Annotated in this window: 16 protein-coding genes; 9 read left to right on the forward strand and 7 right to left on the reverse strand. The window is 43.8% G+C overall.

Features of this window, described 5'->3' with window-relative positions:
• The first annotated feature begins 27 nt into the window (after nucleotides 1-27).
• The 5 genes from FAM09_RS01340 to FAM09_RS01360 all read left to right on the forward strand — a co-directional run bounded on the left by FAM09_RS01340 (nucleotide 28) and on the right by FAM09_RS01360 (nucleotide 5,461).
• Nucleotides 28-1,071: a sensor histidine kinase gene (locus tag FAM09_RS01340; RefSeq protein ID WP_136575276.1), complete on the forward strand. Its 1,044-nt coding sequence runs from the start codon at nucleotides 28-30 to the stop codon at nucleotides 1,069-1,071.
• Nucleotides 1,064-1,756 (forward strand): LytR/AlgR family response regulator transcription factor, encoded by a 693-nt coding sequence (locus FAM09_RS01345; RefSeq protein WP_136575277.1) that lies wholly within the window; start codon nucleotides 1,064-1,066, stop codon nucleotides 1,754-1,756. The genes FAM09_RS01340 and FAM09_RS01345 overlap by 8 nt, the downstream gene beginning before the upstream one ends.
• Before the next feature lie 533 nt (nucleotides 1,757-2,289).
• Nucleotides 2,290-2,829, forward strand: coding sequence for a phage tail protein (locus FAM09_RS01350; protein WP_136575278.1), 540 nt, complete (start codon nucleotides 2,290-2,292; stop codon nucleotides 2,827-2,829).
• 49 nt (nucleotides 2,830-2,878) lie between these two features.
• Nucleotides 2,879-3,772 carry a methionyl-tRNA formyltransferase gene (locus FAM09_RS01355; protein ID WP_166436993.1) on the forward strand — a complete coding sequence of 298 codons (894 nt, stop codon included), beginning with the start codon at nucleotides 2,879-2,881 and terminating at the stop codon, nucleotides 3,770-3,772.
• Nucleotides 3,773-3,799: 27 nt separating this feature from the next.
• The gene (locus tag FAM09_RS01360; protein ID WP_136575280.1) at nucleotides 3,800-5,461 is read left to right on the forward strand and encodes an FG-GAP repeat domain-containing protein; all 1,662 of its coding nucleotides are present in this window, start codon (nucleotides 3,800-3,802) and stop codon (nucleotides 5,459-5,461) included.
• Nucleotides 5,462-5,518: 57 nt separating this feature from the next.
• Here FAM09_RS01360 and FAM09_RS01365 read toward each other — a convergent pair whose 3' ends face one another.
• The 4 genes from FAM09_RS01365 to FAM09_RS01380 form a co-directional block, all read right to left on the reverse strand.
• Nucleotides 5,519-6,253, reverse strand: a complete 735-nt coding sequence (locus tag FAM09_RS01365) for a TauD/TfdA family dioxygenase (protein ID WP_136575281.1) — start codon at nucleotides 6,251-6,253, stop codon at nucleotides 5,519-5,521.
• A gap of 39 nt (nucleotides 6,254-6,292) precedes the next feature.
• On the reverse strand, nucleotides 6,293-7,234 hold the full coding sequence (locus FAM09_RS01370; RefSeq protein ID WP_136575282.1) for an energy transducer TonB: 942 nt from the start codon (nucleotides 7,232-7,234) through the stop codon (nucleotides 6,293-6,295).
• A gap of 37 nt (nucleotides 7,235-7,271) precedes the next feature.
• Nucleotides 7,272-7,841 carry a hypothetical protein gene (locus tag FAM09_RS01375; RefSeq protein ID WP_136575283.1) on the reverse strand — a complete coding sequence of 190 codons (570 nt, stop codon included), beginning with the start codon at nucleotides 7,839-7,841 and terminating at the stop codon, nucleotides 7,272-7,274.
• 93 nt (nucleotides 7,842-7,934) lie between these two features.
• The gene (locus FAM09_RS01380; RefSeq protein WP_136575284.1) at nucleotides 7,935-8,147 is read right to left on the reverse strand and encodes a YwbE family protein; all 213 of its coding nucleotides are present in this window, start codon (nucleotides 8,145-8,147) and stop codon (nucleotides 7,935-7,937) included.
• Nucleotides 8,148-8,277: 130 nt separating this feature from the next.
• Between FAM09_RS01380 and FAM09_RS01385 the strand changes: the two genes are divergently transcribed.
• Entirely contained in the window at nucleotides 8,278-8,865 is a 588-nt protein-coding gene (locus FAM09_RS01385) for a GNAT family N-acetyltransferase (RefSeq protein WP_136575285.1), read from the forward strand.
• Between the two features lie 92 nt (nucleotides 8,866-8,957).
• Here the strand turns inward: FAM09_RS01385 and FAM09_RS01390 are convergent, their stop codons facing one another.
• The 3 genes from FAM09_RS01390 to FAM09_RS01400 all read right to left on the reverse strand — a co-directional run bounded on the left by FAM09_RS01390 (nucleotide 8,958) and on the right by FAM09_RS01400 (nucleotide 12,547).
• Nucleotides 8,958-9,143 carry a hypothetical protein gene (locus tag FAM09_RS01390; RefSeq protein WP_136575286.1) on the reverse strand — a complete coding sequence of 62 codons (186 nt, stop codon included), beginning with the start codon at nucleotides 9,141-9,143 and terminating at the stop codon, nucleotides 8,958-8,960.
• Between the two features lie 81 nt (nucleotides 9,144-9,224).
• Complete coding sequence (locus FAM09_RS01395) at nucleotides 9,225-10,721, reverse strand: M28 family metallopeptidase (protein WP_136575287.1); 1,497 nt, start codon at nucleotides 10,719-10,721, stop codon at nucleotides 9,225-9,227.
• Nucleotides 10,722-10,936: 215 nt separating this feature from the next.
• Nucleotides 10,937-12,547, reverse strand: coding sequence for an OmpA family protein (locus tag FAM09_RS01400; RefSeq protein WP_136575288.1), 1,611 nt, complete (start codon nucleotides 12,545-12,547; stop codon nucleotides 10,937-10,939).
• A 301-nt stretch (nucleotides 12,548-12,848) separates the two neighbouring features.
• Between FAM09_RS01400 and FAM09_RS01405 the strand changes: the two genes are divergently transcribed.
• The 3 genes from FAM09_RS01405 (at nucleotide 12,849) to FAM09_RS01415 (ending at nucleotide 18,149) form a co-directional block, all read left to right on the forward strand.
• Nucleotides 12,849-14,054 (forward strand): DUF1624 domain-containing protein, encoded by a 1,206-nt coding sequence (locus FAM09_RS01405; protein ID WP_243751556.1) that lies wholly within the window; start codon nucleotides 12,849-12,851, stop codon nucleotides 14,052-14,054.
• Nucleotides 14,055-14,233: 179 nt separating this feature from the next.
• On the forward strand, nucleotides 14,234-14,659 hold the full coding sequence (locus FAM09_RS01410; protein WP_136575289.1) for a DUF1801 domain-containing protein: 426 nt from the start codon (nucleotides 14,234-14,236) through the stop codon (nucleotides 14,657-14,659).
• A gap of 310 nt (nucleotides 14,660-14,969) precedes the next feature.
• The gene (locus FAM09_RS01415) at nucleotides 14,970-18,149 is read left to right on the forward strand and encodes a SusC/RagA family TonB-linked outer membrane protein (protein WP_136575290.1); all 3,180 of its coding nucleotides are present in this window, start codon (nucleotides 14,970-14,972) and stop codon (nucleotides 18,147-18,149) included.
• Nucleotides 18,150-18,160 lie beyond the last annotated feature (11 nt).

Raw genomic sequence — 18,160 nt, forward strand, 5'->3', positions numbered from 1 at the left:
CCGACATTTACATAATAAAAAAACCGAATGGCTATAGCATTCAATAAAAAGCGGTGGATCTTGTATCTAAGCATTGGCGCCGCCTATTTATTGTTCTTGCTCTTTATAGATCTGATCCGGCATCCCGAAACGTTTCTGAAAAGAATAGTGAACAATACCTGGCTGGTCATATACCTGGTAGTAATGAATTATATACTTTTCGAATATACCATCCCTTTTATCAGGATGCGCTGGACAAGAATGCTGGCAACCCCCTTTCTGCTGTTCGCGCATTTGATGCTGGCTTCCTTTGGCTTTCATGCCTGGCGACATATCGCCATTGCGTTGGGCTTCTATTTTTCATTGAGAACATATCCTTCCCTTGAAAAAGCAGTTGAATATCTTGTTCCCTATAGTTTTCTTTCCATGTTGTTTTTTGGCGTCATCAAGTTTACATATGATTTCAGACAATTAAAAGCAGCCACCCAGCAACTACGGATCGAAAAACAGGAAGCAGAACTGAACTTTCTGAAATCACAAACCAATCCGCATTTTTTATTCAATACCTTAAATAACATTTATTCCCTGGCAAGAGATAAAAGCGACCTGGCCCCTGAATCCATTGTACGCCTGTCGAAAATTTTGCGCTATATGCTGTACGAAGCGGGCGGGGAATACATTGCCATTGAACAGGAACTGAAGATCATCAGTGACTATATTGCGCTTGAACAATTGCGTTACGACGATTCCTTATTGGTTAATTTTAACTATAACATCGAGGACATGAAACAATCCCTGCCTCCCCTGTTGCTGATCCCCCTGGTAGAGAATGCTTTCAAGCATGGTGTTTCGGAAACAAGGAACCGGCCGTTTGTTGATATTCATTGTTCGGTTAATAACCAGCAGCTACAATTCATTGTCAAAAATTCCACCGAGGCATTTCCGTCAGAAGGCAGCGTAAAAGAGAACATTGGTCTTTCCAACCTCCGGCGCCAACTGGAATTGCTTTATAAAGATTTTAACCTGTCTGTTCAACAGGGCGAATCTGTGTTCACTGCCGCTTTACAAATTAATCTGAAAAGCCATGTCTAAGATCAAATGCATCATAATAGAAGATGAGCCATTGGCGGTAAAGGTTTTAGCTGACTTTATTTCGCAGGTGCCTTTTCTGCAGTTACAGGCAAGCTTTAAAGACGCTATCCTGGCTACCGACTTCCTGCGGCATAATACTACCGATCTGATTTTTTTAGACATCCACCTGCCGAAGTTAAAAGGAATGGCCTTTTTAAAAACGCTTACCAACCCACCTGCAGTGATCATTACGACTGCCTATCATCAATACGCAGTAGAAGGATTCGATTTGAACGTAACAGATTACCTGTTGAAGCCAATTGAGTTTGAACGGTTCCTGGTAGCCGTGAATAAGGTAAAGCCAGCCGAGAAAGAAAAACAGCCATCGAACGAAAACCGGGACACGAAAGATTTCATGTTTCTGACCATACAGAAAAAGAAAGTGAAGGTCCTGTTCGCTGACATCGTGTATATAGAAAGCCAGCGGGAGTATATAAAGATCGTGACCACCAAACAGGAATACATTTCAAAAATAAGCACTCATGAAATGGAAGAACTGCTGCCGGCCCACCTCTTCAAACGAATTCACCGGTCATTTATAGTGGCTGTAAACAAAATTGATTCCTATACAGCCGAAATGGTTGAAGTTAATGGTGTTTCTATTCCTGTTGGCAGGGGCTATAAAGATATCCTTGACAGCCTGTAGCTTTTATATTAAATACAAAAGACACCCCGTTGGAAGCGCCTTCAGTATTTATTTAAACCCCCACCCGGCCAATAAAATTCATTTATGAACCTGCAGATGTGTTATACAGCATCTAATACACATTGTTTCACCATCAACTTGCGTACCTATTACAAGAACCCGTGCCGGTAAATTGTCATTATCTTATTTACGTAATTCAACCTAAATAAAAAACGTGAAAAACACCCAACCTAAACCCTTTGCGTACCCAATCCGCTATTCACTGCGTGGGCAACCGAAATTATAATTGCATAATGATACCATATTGATTTACAAACTAAGATTACACTTACCGGTTATATTAATCTAAATCAAGTATTTTTTTACTTCAAAGAAAGTGTCAATATAATTTTGCTACCTTAAAATCAATTTTTATTTTCAAATAACAATTCGTCTAGCCCCTCTTGTAAGCTGCTAACAAAGCTTATCCTTAAAATACTCCTGAACAGACATCTTACTGGCATTTATTTTATAACACTAATCAATTCTATTTTATGGAACCATTCTTAGGCGAAATCAAAATGTGGGGCGGCAACTTCGCTCCGGTTGGCTTTGCATTCTGCAACGGACAACTGATGTCAATTGCCCAAAACACTGCTTTATTTTCCCTTCTTGGCACTACCTATGGCGGCGATGGCCGTACTACTTTTGCACTTCCCAATTTACAGGGACGCCTTCCCATGCATTGGGGCAACGGTCCCGGATTATCTCCCAAAGATCTTGGCCAGGCTGCAGGAGAAGAAACTGTTAACTTGCTAATTACACAAATACCTGCTCATAATCACTTAATGAATGCAGGTACCGGAACCCAACCGGGTACTGGCGCCAATACGCCTGCAAATAACTACAATGGCGTTTATATAGATCCCAATAGTGGCAGCGCTGTTGACACGTATAGCACTGTAAAGGATGCAGTAATGAATCCAGCTTCCATTGCTCCTACAGGGGGAAGCCAGCCGCATGACAATATGCCGCCTTATCTATGTGTAAGTTTTATTATTGCAACACAAGGAATTTTCCCGTCACGCGATTAAATAGTACAGGGCATGTGATCAGGCATGCCTGCCTGTTATGAAAATAGGTGTGATTTCGAGTACCGAAGTTTGCCAGCCTGTTTTATATCATTTGGCTTCAAAAAGGGCCAGCGTTTCGCTGTTCTATGCAGCTGCGCCGGAAGCCGCTATTACAAAACAGGTGGTTTCCTTCTGTAACGGCTATCATATTCCTATTGTTTTAGAAACAACGAAAGAACATATATACGAATGGATCCGCAACGATCAACCTGATATTGTTTTTATAACCGGGTATGGTCTGTTGCTGAATGTAAACGGACTTGGTTCTCTTAAGTACGGTGTCTTTAATGTTCATTTTGGGTCTCTTCCGAATTATAGAGGACCAAGTCCGGTTTTCTGGCAACTAAAAAATGGCGAGAAAACGATTGATGTCTGTATTCACAAACTTACCAGTAAAGCAGATGCAGGCCCGGTAGTTTGGCGGAAAAGTATTGCGAATGAAGAACACCATAATTATACCTTCATTAATCAATATTTAAGTAATGTACTTGTAGAAGGCGTGGACTTTATTTTGAACTGCTTACCCGGTGGTAAGCTTATGGAGTTTCCGCAGGATGAAACAAAAGCAAAATACTATTCCCGTCCTTTATTAAAAGATGTAATGATCAACTGGCATACCATGCAGGCAGCAGCCATCTTTAATTTATGCAAAGCCTGCAATTCCTGGAATTGGGGGGCTATCACCAGTTATAAAGGTGCTGAATTAAAAATACTGGATGCAACGATCAGTACCGGCCAACAGAACAAAGAACCTGGCACCATTATCAGCGTTGAAAAAAATTTAGTGGTTGCCTGCCTCGACGGAAGTTGTTCAATCAATTTTATGAATTTGAATGGGATCTTCTTTCCTGGCCGTTATGCGGGAAACTTTGGTATTGCTGTTGATCACCGGTTAGGTGGTTAAAATATTTCATAATCTTAACCTTTAAAAATGAATCCTCGTTACATGGATATCAAAATAGATACATCCCGAACTTACCAGTTTCATGCACTTCCAAATAAAGCATCCGGAAAGATCTTTCTTGCCGGTCTTTTGTTGTTGATCACTGCCCGCAGTTCTGCGCAAACTTTCTCTTCCCAATCTTCCGCCACTTTTCCTAATCCTACGTTCAATGCCCGAAATGTAGTGGCTGATTTTGACGACGATGGTGATGCTGACATTTTATTTCAAACAGGTGGGAACGGTACAGCTTTCTCTTATGCAAGAAGCAATGGCAATGGCACTTTTACCACTGTTGCACAGGGATCTTCCCCTTTTGCCGGACTTACCCTGCCTGATGCAACTGCTTATGGGATCTACAGAACAGCCGATTTTGACGGCGATGGTGATATTGATGTTTGGGTAGTGGCCAACAGCTCTACCGGAACTTACTTCAGAAATGATGGAAGCAGCTTTTCTTCCCAATCTTCCGCTACTTTTCCCAATCCCACGTTCAATGCCAGAAATATACATGCTGATTTTGACGGCGATGGTGATACGGATATTCTATATCAGACTGGCGGGAACGGCACCGCTTTTTCTTATGCAAGAAGCAATGGCAATGGCACGTTTACCATTGTGGCCCAGGCGTCATCACCTTTTGCAGGACTTACCCTGCCTGATGTAGCCGCTTATGGCACTTACAGAACAGCAGATTTTGACGGCGATGGCGATATTGACGTTTGGGTGCCTGCAAACAGTGCTACCGGAACTTATTTCAGGAATGATGGAAGCAGCTTTTCTTCCCAATCCTCTGCTACTTTTCCCAGTGGCCTGTTCAATGCCAGAAATGTAGAGGGCGATTTCGACACAGATGGTGATACTGACATTCTATATCAGACAGGAGGAAACGGCACCGCTTTCTCTTATGCAAGAAGCAATGGCAATGGCACCTTTACCATTGTGGCACAAGGCTCTTCGCCTTTTGCAGGCCTTACCCTGCCTGATGTAGCAGCTTTTGGCACTTACAGAACAGCGGACATTGACGGCGATACCGATATTGATCAATGGATCCCCGTCAACGCTGCAACAGGCACCTATTTTATGCAGGATGGCAACCCGCTTCCATTAGTCTGGCTGAACGTTAATGCTGTGTTTTTAAATAACCAGGTAAGTATAAGCTGGAAAACTGCCGATGAACAAAACACGTCTCATTTCAATGTAGAAAGATCCACTGATGGAGTATTGTTTAATAATATTGGACAAAAAGCCTCGTCGAACAGTGCGGGTGAACATCAGTATTCTTTCAATGATAAATTAGTACAGCCAGGTTATACTTATTATTATCGGCTAAAGCAGGTAGATATAGATGGAAGCTATAATTACTCAGCAATCCATAGAGTAAATATACCCGGTCAACGGGCGGCTGCCATGAAAGTTCGCGACAACCCCGTACGATCTGACCTGGTTGTTGCTGTTACCCTTCCCGAAGCACAGCAGATCAGATTGGTTTTGGTGAACGCTGCTGGGGTAACCGTATTGGAAAGAAGAGAGAAACCAAGCGCAGGCGAAACCTTCATTACTTTACAAAGTAGCCATTTAGCAACGGGCGCCTATTACCTGGTGCTTTATGCCGGCCGCAACAAACTACGCACTACCCTGATAAAACAATAAATTACAGCCGCATCTATTAAAAGACCGGAGAACGATATAGTGTTCCGGTCTTTGCTGTTATAAATAATGTCTTGACCGGTAAAAAGCCCTTTTGCTGCCTGCTTCGAAAGCATAACGGCCGTGAAGACAGGTCCTGTTGTTTACTATCAAACATTGGTCTGCTTTCAATTTTACCGTGGTATAATGGATGGGATCATTCAAAAGCTGTAGCAGCGGTTGTATACCGGATAAGCATGCTTCTTTATCAGCAGGCAGGCAACTATCAACCAGTTCGCCCTGATGAAAACGGATAAAGAAAAGGTTTTCCATTTTCTCTAAGATCCGGTACTTTTTTGAAAAAAATTGATACGATGTAGTGAGGAAGTGTTGAATAGTTGAATCGGACAGCAGATGAATTACTTCGTTGATGTTAAGCAAAATGCTTTCACCACCTGAGGCCGAATTTTCAACGCAATAAAGAGCTATAAAGTCAGCAGGCTTATCCAGAAAACAGCAATCGGTATGCAGCGGGAATACCTGGTTGGTTGAAGATAGCAGGGAGCCTTCATTGCCCATGTCGTGGCCTCTGTCCTTTACCACATCATAAGGAATTTGGATGCCATTTTTTTGTGACATGCTTAAAGAAGGGCCAATGCACTCATGAAGCAGTAACATAAAAGCGTTCGCATCCGTTACGTTATTTTCAACAATACAATAGCCCTTGCCGCTGGTATTGATCTGTTGCCTGATGAAAGCAATTAAATCGTCTTTTGCAGATGGATCATCAAAAGATAGAGAGTCAATTATTTTCATGGCAAGTTAGTTTTTATACATTTTTACTACCAGCACCAGCTATTCCTGCGCAAAGAACACAGGCTGCCTTATTTTATAACGCAGTTTCCTGTTTTGTTGAATAGCGGGCTCCCATTGAGGTGATTTGCGAACAACTTCTACAGCTATTTTATCAAAAGCAGGATGAAAAGGTGTGTTCACAGTTACTTCTGTTACATTACCTTCTTCGTCAATGATGGCCTCTACTACCACAATGGCTTTATCACCATTCACCAATTTGTACTGAGTGGGAAAATAAAGCTTTTTTACCAGGTACTTCTGCCAGGCTTGGGGGCCGCCGGGAAAACTGGCCTTTCTGTCTTTATTGGCAGTATCAGCCAGGCCGCCCTGTTCATCAAAATACTGCTTGTCGGCTAATGCTCCGTCCTTATAAAATTCAGTGGCGCTGACCTTACCGTTACGATGAAAATATATCCATTTACCATTCTTTTTTTCACCTGCACTGTACCGGCCCGAATAAGAGGGATTACCATTACTGAACCAGGCTACCCCTACTCCGCTGCCATCGGCATTATAAAAAGAGGAATCTGACAGATAACCGTTCTCATACCATCCATAGCAGGCGCCAATCTTTTGCCCATTGTTGTAAGTGGTTGAATCGCTCATCATACCGTTGTAATGATAACTCAACCAAAGACCATCCCGCTTGTTATGCACATAACGGCCAGAGGTTTGTAAGTTTCCGTTCGGGTGATAAAATCGAAAATGTCCGTTCCTTATTTTACAGGCACTATCTTCAAATGTACCGTCCATTTGCAGCATTTGCTCCTGGATAAAATAGTCACGGTTATGCCAGCCTGAATCTGTCTTTTCAATTGTACCGTAGAAGCGTGCAGTGGCCGGTTTGGTTTCCTTCCACTGAAAATCGTAATACTTCTCAATTTTCTGGGCAAAGGTCTTTAACGAAAAAATAAGGGGTAATAAGGCAAGGATGGGTTTCATAAAGCTAAGATATTATATCTCATGTAAAAGTTAAAACTCATGTGATCATCGTATACCGTTCATAAACGGTGGTGATGGTAACCACTTTCCAACCTGCAGAAGTATACAGTTTTTTGGAGATGACAACTTTAATAGTGTCTGAACCTTCAACAGTAACGGCTAAAGGAAATGAGAAACGTCGCGTATCAGGTAGTGGAGTCGTATCCGGATTTACCAGGATCTTATTGCTGGTATTGTCCAGTGAAAATGTTCGTACTAAACCCTGCCGAACATAATTCACAGCCAGCGACGGGTCATAACCGGGAGGTTCTATTCCATGACCAATAAATTGCTCTGGCCAGGATTCCGCGAATAGAAAATTGTTTTGAGAAACGATCCGTATTTCCAACCTGCAATGTGTAAGGTCAGGTATTTCTGTTAGTATATTATCTGTGGCAACTCCATCCATGTTTACATCAACCGCCTCACTGCTGAAAGAACTGATCGCCTTATATTTTCCATGTAACCATTCATAAACCTGCTTTGTATTATCAGGCGCTGCATCCTTCCGGCTACAACTGATGGTAAGGGGTATAATACAAATGAGGAAATAAATAACACGATTCATAATAATATTTATTAATGAATCCCTACGCCTGATCCTGCATAAAAATATACATAAACGGCCAAAGTGTTTAAACACCCCTGGCATTTTTATCAGTTATTCGCCTTCCGGATCAACAACATCTGTCTGCGCAACGCGGCCAACCTGGCCGTCTGTCAAGCGCACCTTTATACCCCGGGAATGATAAGCCGCTGACGTCAACAGGTCTTTAACAATGCCATAGGTGAGCTTACCGGTTCGCTGGTCTTTTTTAAGGATAATTGCCACTTCCTGTCCGGGGTAAATATCTTTTCTATATTGGCCCTCCATATATTTTCTGATTTCTGCTGTAAAAATATTGAAGGAAAGTTATCTTACCTAATCAAACGCCCTTCCCATACTTTGCACAATGTTTTTGGCGATACTGCCATCGAACTTATATTTACAATCACACTTAAACATGAAAATATTTTTAGAAACCGAACGCCTCATCCTGCGGGAAATCGTACCGTCTGACGTTGATGGATTTTTTGAACTGGACTCCGATCCGGAAGTTCATAGATTTTTAGGTAGTACGCCTGTTCAAACCAAAGATCAGGTTGTTGAAGCTATCCGGTTTATCAGGCAACAATATATTGACAATGGGATCGGCCGTTGGGCAGTTATTGATAAGAACACAAATAGTTTTATTGGTTGGGCCGGATTAAAGTTTATTACGGAACTAACAAATAACCATATTAACTATTATGACGTTGGGTACAGGCTTATAAGAAAATATTGGGGGAAGGGAATAGCGACGGAAGCAGCCAAGGCCTCCTTATTGTATGCTTTCGATACCCTGAATGCCAGGGAAGTATATGCGATAGCCGACTGCGACAATGCTGCCTCAAATAAGATATTGACCAAAATCGGGATGAAATGCATTGAAACATTTAACCATCAGGGAATAAAATGCAATTGGTATAAAATTGAAAGAAATGATCCTGAACGCGATGGTTTAACAAAAGCGGACAATGCAGTATCAAAACCTGACAATGCTGGCAGGTGAAAAAACACCAATGGCCGCAGGCGCTGGCATAGGCAGCATGGAACGGCATTACTCAATACGGGGTAATTTTTCCCTTACGGGCAGTTGATTCTTTATTGCCCCTTATTTTGATAGCTCTTTTTATTTTTATGCTCTTTTTTGTTATGTGTAAGATCATCTCCTTTTACATCCTGCTCTTCATTTTTCCTACTGTCAAGGTTATCTTTATTTTCAGGCCTCATATGCCTGTCTTTTTGTGTTTTAGCATCTGTTGAAGGCATGGTTGGATTCTTTTTCATACAATACTATTTTAGATCTATCAGTATCAATTCACCTGCCATGCTTACGTTGTTCCGCCATCTAAATAGCCGCCAACGCGCTTACCGCTCCAGCTTGAACCCCGCTTCCAGTTGTGGGCGTTTGGCAGCATTGGCTACCGCAAAGCCGGTTGCATACATCCAGCGGGTCATCTTTGTTAGTTTTTCTATGTTGATAGCCGTGCTTTCATCGGCGGGCGTATGATACAACGGATGTGGCAACGTGCTGAAAAATAAAGCCGGAATATTCTTTTTCGCATAAGGGTAATGATCACTGCGGAAATACCAGCTTTCAAAATGCGTGGCTTTGTCCCATTCAGTATCGAGTTTGAATTTCGGGCCTCTTGCATTTTCCAGCAAAGCAATATTCACCAGGTCAGAAGAGTTAAGGTGCGGCGGAATAATACCGAGCAATGCAGCGCTGTCGGGTGCATTCATGCCGATCATATCGCCGTTCAATACAGCCACCAGCGATTCGCGGGGAACCGTAGGATGTTCGGCATACCAGGTAGAACCGAATAAACCGCGTTCTTCCGAGCCATGCCATACAAACAAGGCGCTGCGCCTGCCGGGTTGCTGGCGGAATGCCCGGCCAATAGCCAGCAACGCAACACTCACGGTAGCATTATCATCGGCGCCATTTAATATTGAATCTTTAACGCCTTCAATAGCGCGCACGCCATCATGGTCCTGGTGACCGCTAAACAACACATATTCTTTCGACAACACAGGATCAGCGCCTTTTACTTTCGCTACAACATTCACTGATGGATAGGTAAACGATTCGGAATATATGGTTGCTTTCAGCCGCTGATCGGGTTCACGCACGAGGTTAAGCGCTTCTTTTCTGACCCAGATAATGGGAATGCCTTTCAGCTGTTGCCGGTTGGTAAACAAACTGCCTTCTATCTGGTAAGAACCTCTATTGGAATATTGCGCTGCCCGCGGCCATGCCTGTTCGGCCAGGTCGTCTGATACAAATACAATAGCTTTTACGCCTTTAGCGCCCAGCTTGCGCGCCCATGCAGCAATAACAAAGCCACTGTACCGCCAGGCAATGGATTTACGTGGGTCTGTTAATCCTTTTGGCGTGAACTGCAGCGCCACTACTTTTCCTTTTATCGTTTCTTCTGCTACGGTATCGGCATCATCTATAAATACGACCGGTGCGTCAACGGTTGCAAAGGAGGGCTCATACACCACCACATCTTTCCATAAGTTAAAGGAGCGATCGCCTATTTTTATGGTACTGCTACCGCTTACCCGCTCGCGGATCAAAGAGAAAAACTGAAAGTACGTTCCATCATCACCGGCAGGTTCCAGCCCCGCTTTGCGCGCTTCTTCTGCAATCCAGGCCGAGGCTTTTAATTCATCCAGCGTACCGGCTTCGCGGCCTCTGAAATGATCATCGGCCAAAAGGAACAGATCTCTTTTAAGATCCGATTGCCGTATGGCTTCGACAGGCGCTTTTTTCGCCTGCGCAAAAACCGGATGTGATAATAATAAAAGAAAGCATATCGTGATAAATGATGCAAATAAAGAAGAAGCACTTTTCCTCATGTATTCTTGTTTTATTGGGTAAATATAGCTTCTCTTTAAATAAAAAAAGGTGAGCCCCGTAAGGAGACCCACCTTTATTTTTATTGCTTAGTGCCGCGAATGGCTTTCTGCCTTTGGCTTACAGCTTGCAGCTTGCGGCTTACAGCTTGCAGCTTACAGCTTGCAGCTTACAGCTTGCGGCTTGCAGCTTGTAGCTTTGTATTCTGCGTGCAGCTTTAGTTCTTCATTATCTTAAACTCCACACGACGGTTCAACTGTCTGCCCTCATCAGTTTCATTTTCCGACACCGGCAGGCTTTCACCATATCCTTTCGAAACGATCCTGCTCGCAGGTATGCCTTTCGAAATTATGTATTCCACGCAAGACCTGGCACGATTGTCAGATAGTTTGAAGTTGTATTCATCACTACCCTTGCTATCGGTGTGCGCACTCAATTCAATTTCAATGGCCGGGTTCTCTTTCAACAATTTTACTACCCGGTCAAGCTCAACATTCGATTCAGGACGCAGGTCCCATTTATCGAAGTCGAAGAATACGTTATTCAACCGCACCACCTGTCCAATTTCAATGGGCACCAGGTACAGGTCTTTGTGTATTTCCTTATACCCGGCCTTCACCATGGAGTCGAGGTTCAGGTTTTCTGAAATAGCAAAGAATTTATCGGCGCTGGCGCGAATGCTATAGTTCTTATCGTAAGGCAATACAATTTTGAAAGCGCCATCTACGGGATTGGAAATACCGTTCCCTGCTTCTACCCCATCGGGCAACGTTTCGTAAATGAGCGAAGCGCTGAGCGGTTGTTTTGTTTTTGCATTATACACGTTGCCGCTCACCAATATCACCGGGTCAGGCTTTTCGCGTTCCAGCAATTTTACTCGAACAATATCGCTTTCGCCATAGGTATCTTTATTACTGGTCAGGTACGCATACTCGCCACCGGCATCTAATGTAAAAAACGCATCCCAGCCTTCGGTATTAATGGGCTCGCCCAAATTCACCGGGGTGCTCCATTTCGTCCAGGATTTATCAAGGCGTTTGGTCATCCAGATATCATTATCACCTACGCCACCGGGCCGGTTACTGCTGAAATACATGGTTACGCCATCTGCCGCGATATAGGGCGTCATTTCATCACCGGGTAAATTAATTTGTTTACCCAGGCTCTTGGGCTCCGACCAGGAGCCATCGGGTTGCGGAAAACAAACAAACAGGTCGTTATTGCCACCGCCTGGCTCCGGCGTCATATATAATACCAGCGCCTGACGGTCCTGCGTCATGGTGGCGCCCGAAACAACGCCACGGTCATATTTTTGATAATTCCTGATGCGTAATTCTTCCGGCTCGCCCCAACGGCCATCGGCCTGGCGGGTACAAAGGCTCACGCCTTTTCCAAAATATGCACCGCCATTTCCAAAAGCGCCGCGAATCAAAATGCGGTTATTGTCGGGCGAGATCCAATACACGGCATTATACTGACTTGTGTTCAACGGATATTTTAAATGGCGGGCTTCCTGCCACACACCGTTCGAATCCCGTATAGCATACCAGATGTCCTGTGAATTGGGCACTGAATTGTACTTGGTATTGGCCGGGTGATTTTCACAAATGAAAAACAGCAGGTTGCCATCTGCTGACACGGTAGGTCGTAATTCGGGAAGATCGGAATTGATGTTCTGGCCCAAATTCTCGATCTTGATAATGGTGTTGGCGGTAATGATATTATCCTTTTGGGCTATTAATTTGCCAGTATCGCTTGCATGGCTCATCTGGGCAGTTGCCTGCTGCAGGCAAAAGGCCAGGGCCAAAAAGGGTACTATTCTTTTCACACGGTTTGGATTTAATTACCTAATAACGTACAATTTAGCTATGGATTGCACGGCTGATCACAGATAAATTTTTATAAAAGGTTACCCTATTGCTTCTCAATAATAAATTGACCTGAATCAGGCATTTCACCGGTTCCGGCCCCGGGAAATTACCAACTTCCGACATATATAAATCAGAATAATATTCTAAAATAAAGATTTATTGCTGAATTTTATTCTAATTTACATTATCTTCACAGAACAAACATCACCCTTCGACTACGCTCAGGGCTTTTCATAAAAACCAACATACCAACCTTTTATGACAACCATGTCAACAGTCACACCGGTAGTACCGGCTAAAAGCAAACGCATTCATTCCATCGACCTGCTGCGGGGAACCGTTATGATCATCATGGCGCTTGACCACGTACGCGATTATTTTCATGCCGGCGCCTTCCAGTTCGATCCCACCGATCTTACCCGCACAGATGTGCCGCTGTTCTTTACCCGGTGGATCACCCACTTTTGCGCCCCCGTGTTTACCTTCCTGGCCGGCACTTCAGCATTTTTAAATGGAAGAAAGAAGACCAAAAAAGAATTGTCTGTTTTTCTTTTTACCAGGGGGCTGTGGCTGGTGATAGCCGAAATGCTGATCATTACGTTAGGCTGGACCTTCAACCCCGCCTATCCTTTTTTGATCTTACAGGTCATCTGGGCGCTGGGTGTTAGTATGATGGTGCTGTCGGTCATGATCTATCTTCCGCAAACGCTCATTCTTATAATCGGGTTAACACTAATTGCCGGTCATAACCTGCTCGATGCCATTGCGCCTGCAGGAAACGGACCCTCTTTCCTGATGGCCGCCCTGCACGACCAGCACATTTTCTTCATGAAACCAATTTCAATTATGATGGGGTATCCTGTTATTCCCTGGATTGGCATCATGCTTACCGGTTATGTGTTTGGCCAATGGTACCTGCCTACATTTGATGCCGGTAAAAGACGAAAATTATTGATCTACGCAGGGTTGGGCGCTATTGCCCTGTTTATCCTGATCAGGTTGATCGATGTATACGGCGATCCCAGGCACTGGTCGGAACAAAAGACACCGATGTTCACCGTGCTTTCATTTCTAAATACCACCAAATACCCGCCGTCTTTATTATATACCTTAATGACGTTAGGCCCGGCGCTGCTGTTCCTTGCCTTTACTGAAAAACCATTGAACCGGCTTACCGAAAAATTAGTGGTGTTAGGGCGCGTGCCTATGTTCTTTTATATTCTGCATATTTACCTGATACATGCTTTGGCGGTAATAGCAGCAGCAGTAACAGGATATACATGGAGCGACATGGTACTGACAGGTTGGGTAAGTATGAATAACCAACTGAAAGGCTATGGGTTCAGTCTTGTTTTTGTATATGTATTATGGCTCATAATTATCGTTGGCGTATACCCGCTTTGCAGGTGGTACGATAACTATAAACGGGCAAACAGTGGTAAATGGTGGTTGAGTTATATCTAAAGTAAGTAGCTAGTGGCGAGTAGCTAGTAGGGAAAACCACAACAGGCTAGCAGTTAATAGCGAGTGACGAATAAGCCCCCACTAGCTACTTACTACTAGCCACTAGCTTTCAAACAATATTTCCATATTTGCCTTATTTTTATGGAAGAACCCAACTTCCATACTAAAAGAATTTCCTCATGGCAAAGTCAACCAACAAAACAACAGAAAACAATAACAGCGTTGAAGACTTTTTAAATTCTGTAGCTGACGAAACCAAACGCAAGGATAGTTTTGAACTGATGAAGATCATGCGGCAGCAAACAGGTTTTGAGGCCAAAATGTGGGGCCCCGCTATTGTAGGCTTTGGCAGCTACCATTATAAATATGCCAGCGGGCGTGAAGGCGATGCGCCGTTGGTTGGTTTCTCGCCCCGGGCTAAAGAAATTTCCCTCTACTTTTACCAGGAATTTACCGAAAAGCAACAACTACTACAAGCTTTCGGAAAACACCGGACCGGCGTAGGCTGTGTGTACATAAAAAAACTGCAGGACATTAATATTGAAGTACTTGGTAAACTAATTACAGCTTCTGTCAGCTTCCTGCAGAAAAAATATCCTTCCTGAGTTTATGTAACCGTGACACGGTTTTGTCGTGACACGTTTTTGCCGTGACACGATTTGCCATAAATGCAGCAAAAACGAACAACTGTTTGTCCTTATAGCAGGACCTACCCCACTTAGGCAAAAGATTACTAGCCAGATGTAAGTATCCATAAATACAACTGAATTCGGCCAAATCCAAACAACTTCTCTATTTACATCCTACCCGCGGCAATCATACCCGGAAAATTTAATGGTTAAGGTAATGAGGAAGCATGCTCCCTGCTTTTCATTACCAGGGGTTACTTTATTTTCTAACCAATAACATGCGACAATGAAGAAACTGTTAGCACTGCTTTTTATGGCAAGTATGCTGTTTTCAGCATACGCTCAAACCAAACAGGTAACCGGGAAAGTTACTGATGCCAGCGGAACGCCATTGCTGGGAATATCAGTGACCATTAAAGGCACTATGTCGGGCACTACTACTGCTACCGATGGAACGTTTAAATTAACTGTTCCCGAAAATGCAGTACTTGTTATTTCAGGCGTTGGCTATGAAGCAACGGAAATGAGCGTACGAAACCGTACGGTATTTGATGTACAGTTAGGTACAGAAGTAAAATCACTGGCCGAAATAGTGGTAACCGGTACCGGGGTTGCCACAGAGAAGAAAAAACTTTCTATTGACGTTGCGAGCGTAGGCAGTAAAGACCTGGCCAAATCAGCCATTGTATCAATAGACCAGGCATTGATCGGTAAAGTAGCCGGCGCTCAAATACAATTGAATTCCGGAGAGCCCGGACAAAAAGCGAATATTATTTTACGCGGCATTAACTCCCTCGGCTCTTCAACCCCTATTATATTGGTCGATGGCGTTCAGGTAACCGATATAAACGGACTGGATGTAGCAAATGTTGAAAAAGTAGAAGTTGCCAAAGGGCCTGCCGCCGGGATGCTGTACGGAGCGCAGGGCGCCAATGGTGTAATACAAATATTCACGAAGCGAGGCAGCCGTAATAAACCGGTGAGCATTTCTTTGCTTTCAAAAGTAAGCATCGATAAAGTCATTCTTGGCGAAGATAAAACCCTCAGTGCCAAATACCATCACTTTACACAGGACGCCAACGGCAACATACTCGATCGCAATGGCGATATTTTACGGCCCGACAGTAACGGCATGTGGCCCGAACCGGCCGAAGACGATTTCAATACCGATTTTAGTTTGAAGAATAATAAAACCTATCCGGCTAATCTGCCTTTGTACAATCACCTTGAACAGGCTTATCAAACAGCCATTTCCACTACGAACTCATTGAGCATTGGCGGCGGCGGTAACAAATCAGACTACTCATTTACACTCTCGCACCTGAACCAGGAAAACGTACTGGCCAATCGCTTCCGGCGAACCAACATGTCGGCCAACCTGGGGTTTGAATTATTTAAAGGTTTTACCGCCCGCAACTCAACACAGGTAATACTGCAGGACGAAAACCTGATCAGCGGAACGTACAATGTAAGCTCCCGCATTAAATACAATATTGATCCCTTATTTGAAGGCACCAACAACAACCGGTTCGAAATGATCAACTCCTATCCGTGGATCGATTTCACTTCAAAATATCCCGGTACCAATTTAACGGTTACCCGGCCCCGGGATGAAAACCAGTTGAACGTTTTGTCGGAAGCCGACTGGCATTCCCGGTCCAGCAAGGACACCCGCATTATCAATAACAGCAACCTGAATTATAAATTTCCGCGTTTCCTGGAACTGGATTTTAAATACGGGATTGAATTATGGAATTCAGAATATAACGACCTGTACAGGAACCAGGAAAATGCACCGCAGGTAGCGCTTGGTTTCTGGGGAAATACCGCCCAGGGTTCAGTGCGTAATGATTATGCAAAATCAACCTATCAAAACGCGCTGTCAACCGTTTACTTCAGAACTGATTTCAGGAAAGATTTTAAAATAGATGTGCCGATCACTACCACTACCCAGCTTTCGTACGACTGGCGCAAGCTGGAATACAATTCTTTCTTTGCACAGGGATTAAACCTGCCGCAATACCCGCCAACGAATATCTCGGCGGCTGCACTTAAAACAAGCGGTGACGGTAGTTTTGAATACATCACCTATGGTTATCTCGTAAACCAGACCATTGATTTCGGCAGTTTGTTTGGCGTTACGGGTGGTTTCAGGTCAGATTATAATTCACAGTTCGGCGACCAGAAGAAACCATTTACGTTTGGCCGCGGAACTGTTTACTTCAGGCCTGTTGAATTACTCAATGTGAACAAGCTGACAGAATGGAAAATACGGGCCGCTTATGGCGCTGCCGGTATTCCGCCAAATGAATTTGACGGCGAATATTACCGTCGCCAAACCACCCTCGGCTCTATTCAATTAGGCGAAGGGGTTGGACTTTACCTTCCCAACATCCTCGGAAACAGAAACCTGAAAGTGCAGGAAGTACGCGAGATGGAAGTAGGTACCGATGTGATCGTTACACCGGGAACCAAAGAATGGTTTAACCGGATCAGTTTTTCATTCACCTACTGGCATAAGAACAACAAGAACAATATTCAATATGTTGATCTGCCTCCTTCCAGCGGTGCGCAACAGATCCCTGACAACCTGATAGAACTAACCGTAAAGGGCGCCGACATCACCCTCGATGCGAATATGATCACCAATAAAACGGTCGATTGGCAATTAGGGGTCCGCTTCGGCACCTTCAAAACCAAAGTTGATAAAGTAGCTAACGGCCGTGATTTTGTAAGTGGCTTATTCATCATAAGAGAAGGGGAATCGTTGGGTAATTTTTATACCCAAAATCCATTAACAAGGATAGACCAGACCCGTACAGCCGACAAAACCAGGTACATACCGGAAGCGAATGCCGCTAATTACGAAATTGTCAATGGCATTGTGGTAAATAAAACCACCAAACGGGCAATCCTCACCGATCCTACCGATCAGAGTATCTCCGGTAATGCCTATCCAAAGTTTACCATGTCGTTTATCAATAGTGTTACACTATGGCAAAAATTAAATATTTCCATGCAGTGGGATTGGTACCATGGTAATGAAATTTATAACCTCACCAAGCAATGGATGTACCGCGACAGGCTGCAAAAAGATTTTGATAAGCCAATTACTGTTAATGGAGAAACCGGCGCCTTTGTTAATTTCTACAACAGTTTATATAATAGTGTTCAACGTACCGGATGGTTTGTGGAAGATGGTTCGTTCTGGCGGATGAGAGATCTTACGCTCACTTACCAATTGGGCAGTGCACTGAATGTGCCATGGGTAAAAGGCATAGCGCTTACGGCCTCCGGCAGAAACCTGTTAACGATCACCGATTATGAAGGACTTGACCCCGAAGCAACATCGGCCCAGGACAGTCAGGGCAATCGCTCTGTAGGCGCAGGATCGAATATTGGGGCAGATTATTTTTCCATTCCTAATCTGCGCTCGTACCAGTTTGGCATTAACCTTCAGTTCTAACCAAATTCTGA

It is taken from the genome of Niastella caeni (assembly GCF_004834005.1).
GTDB lineage: Bacteria > Bacteroidota > Bacteroidia > Chitinophagales > Chitinophagaceae > Niastella > Niastella caeni.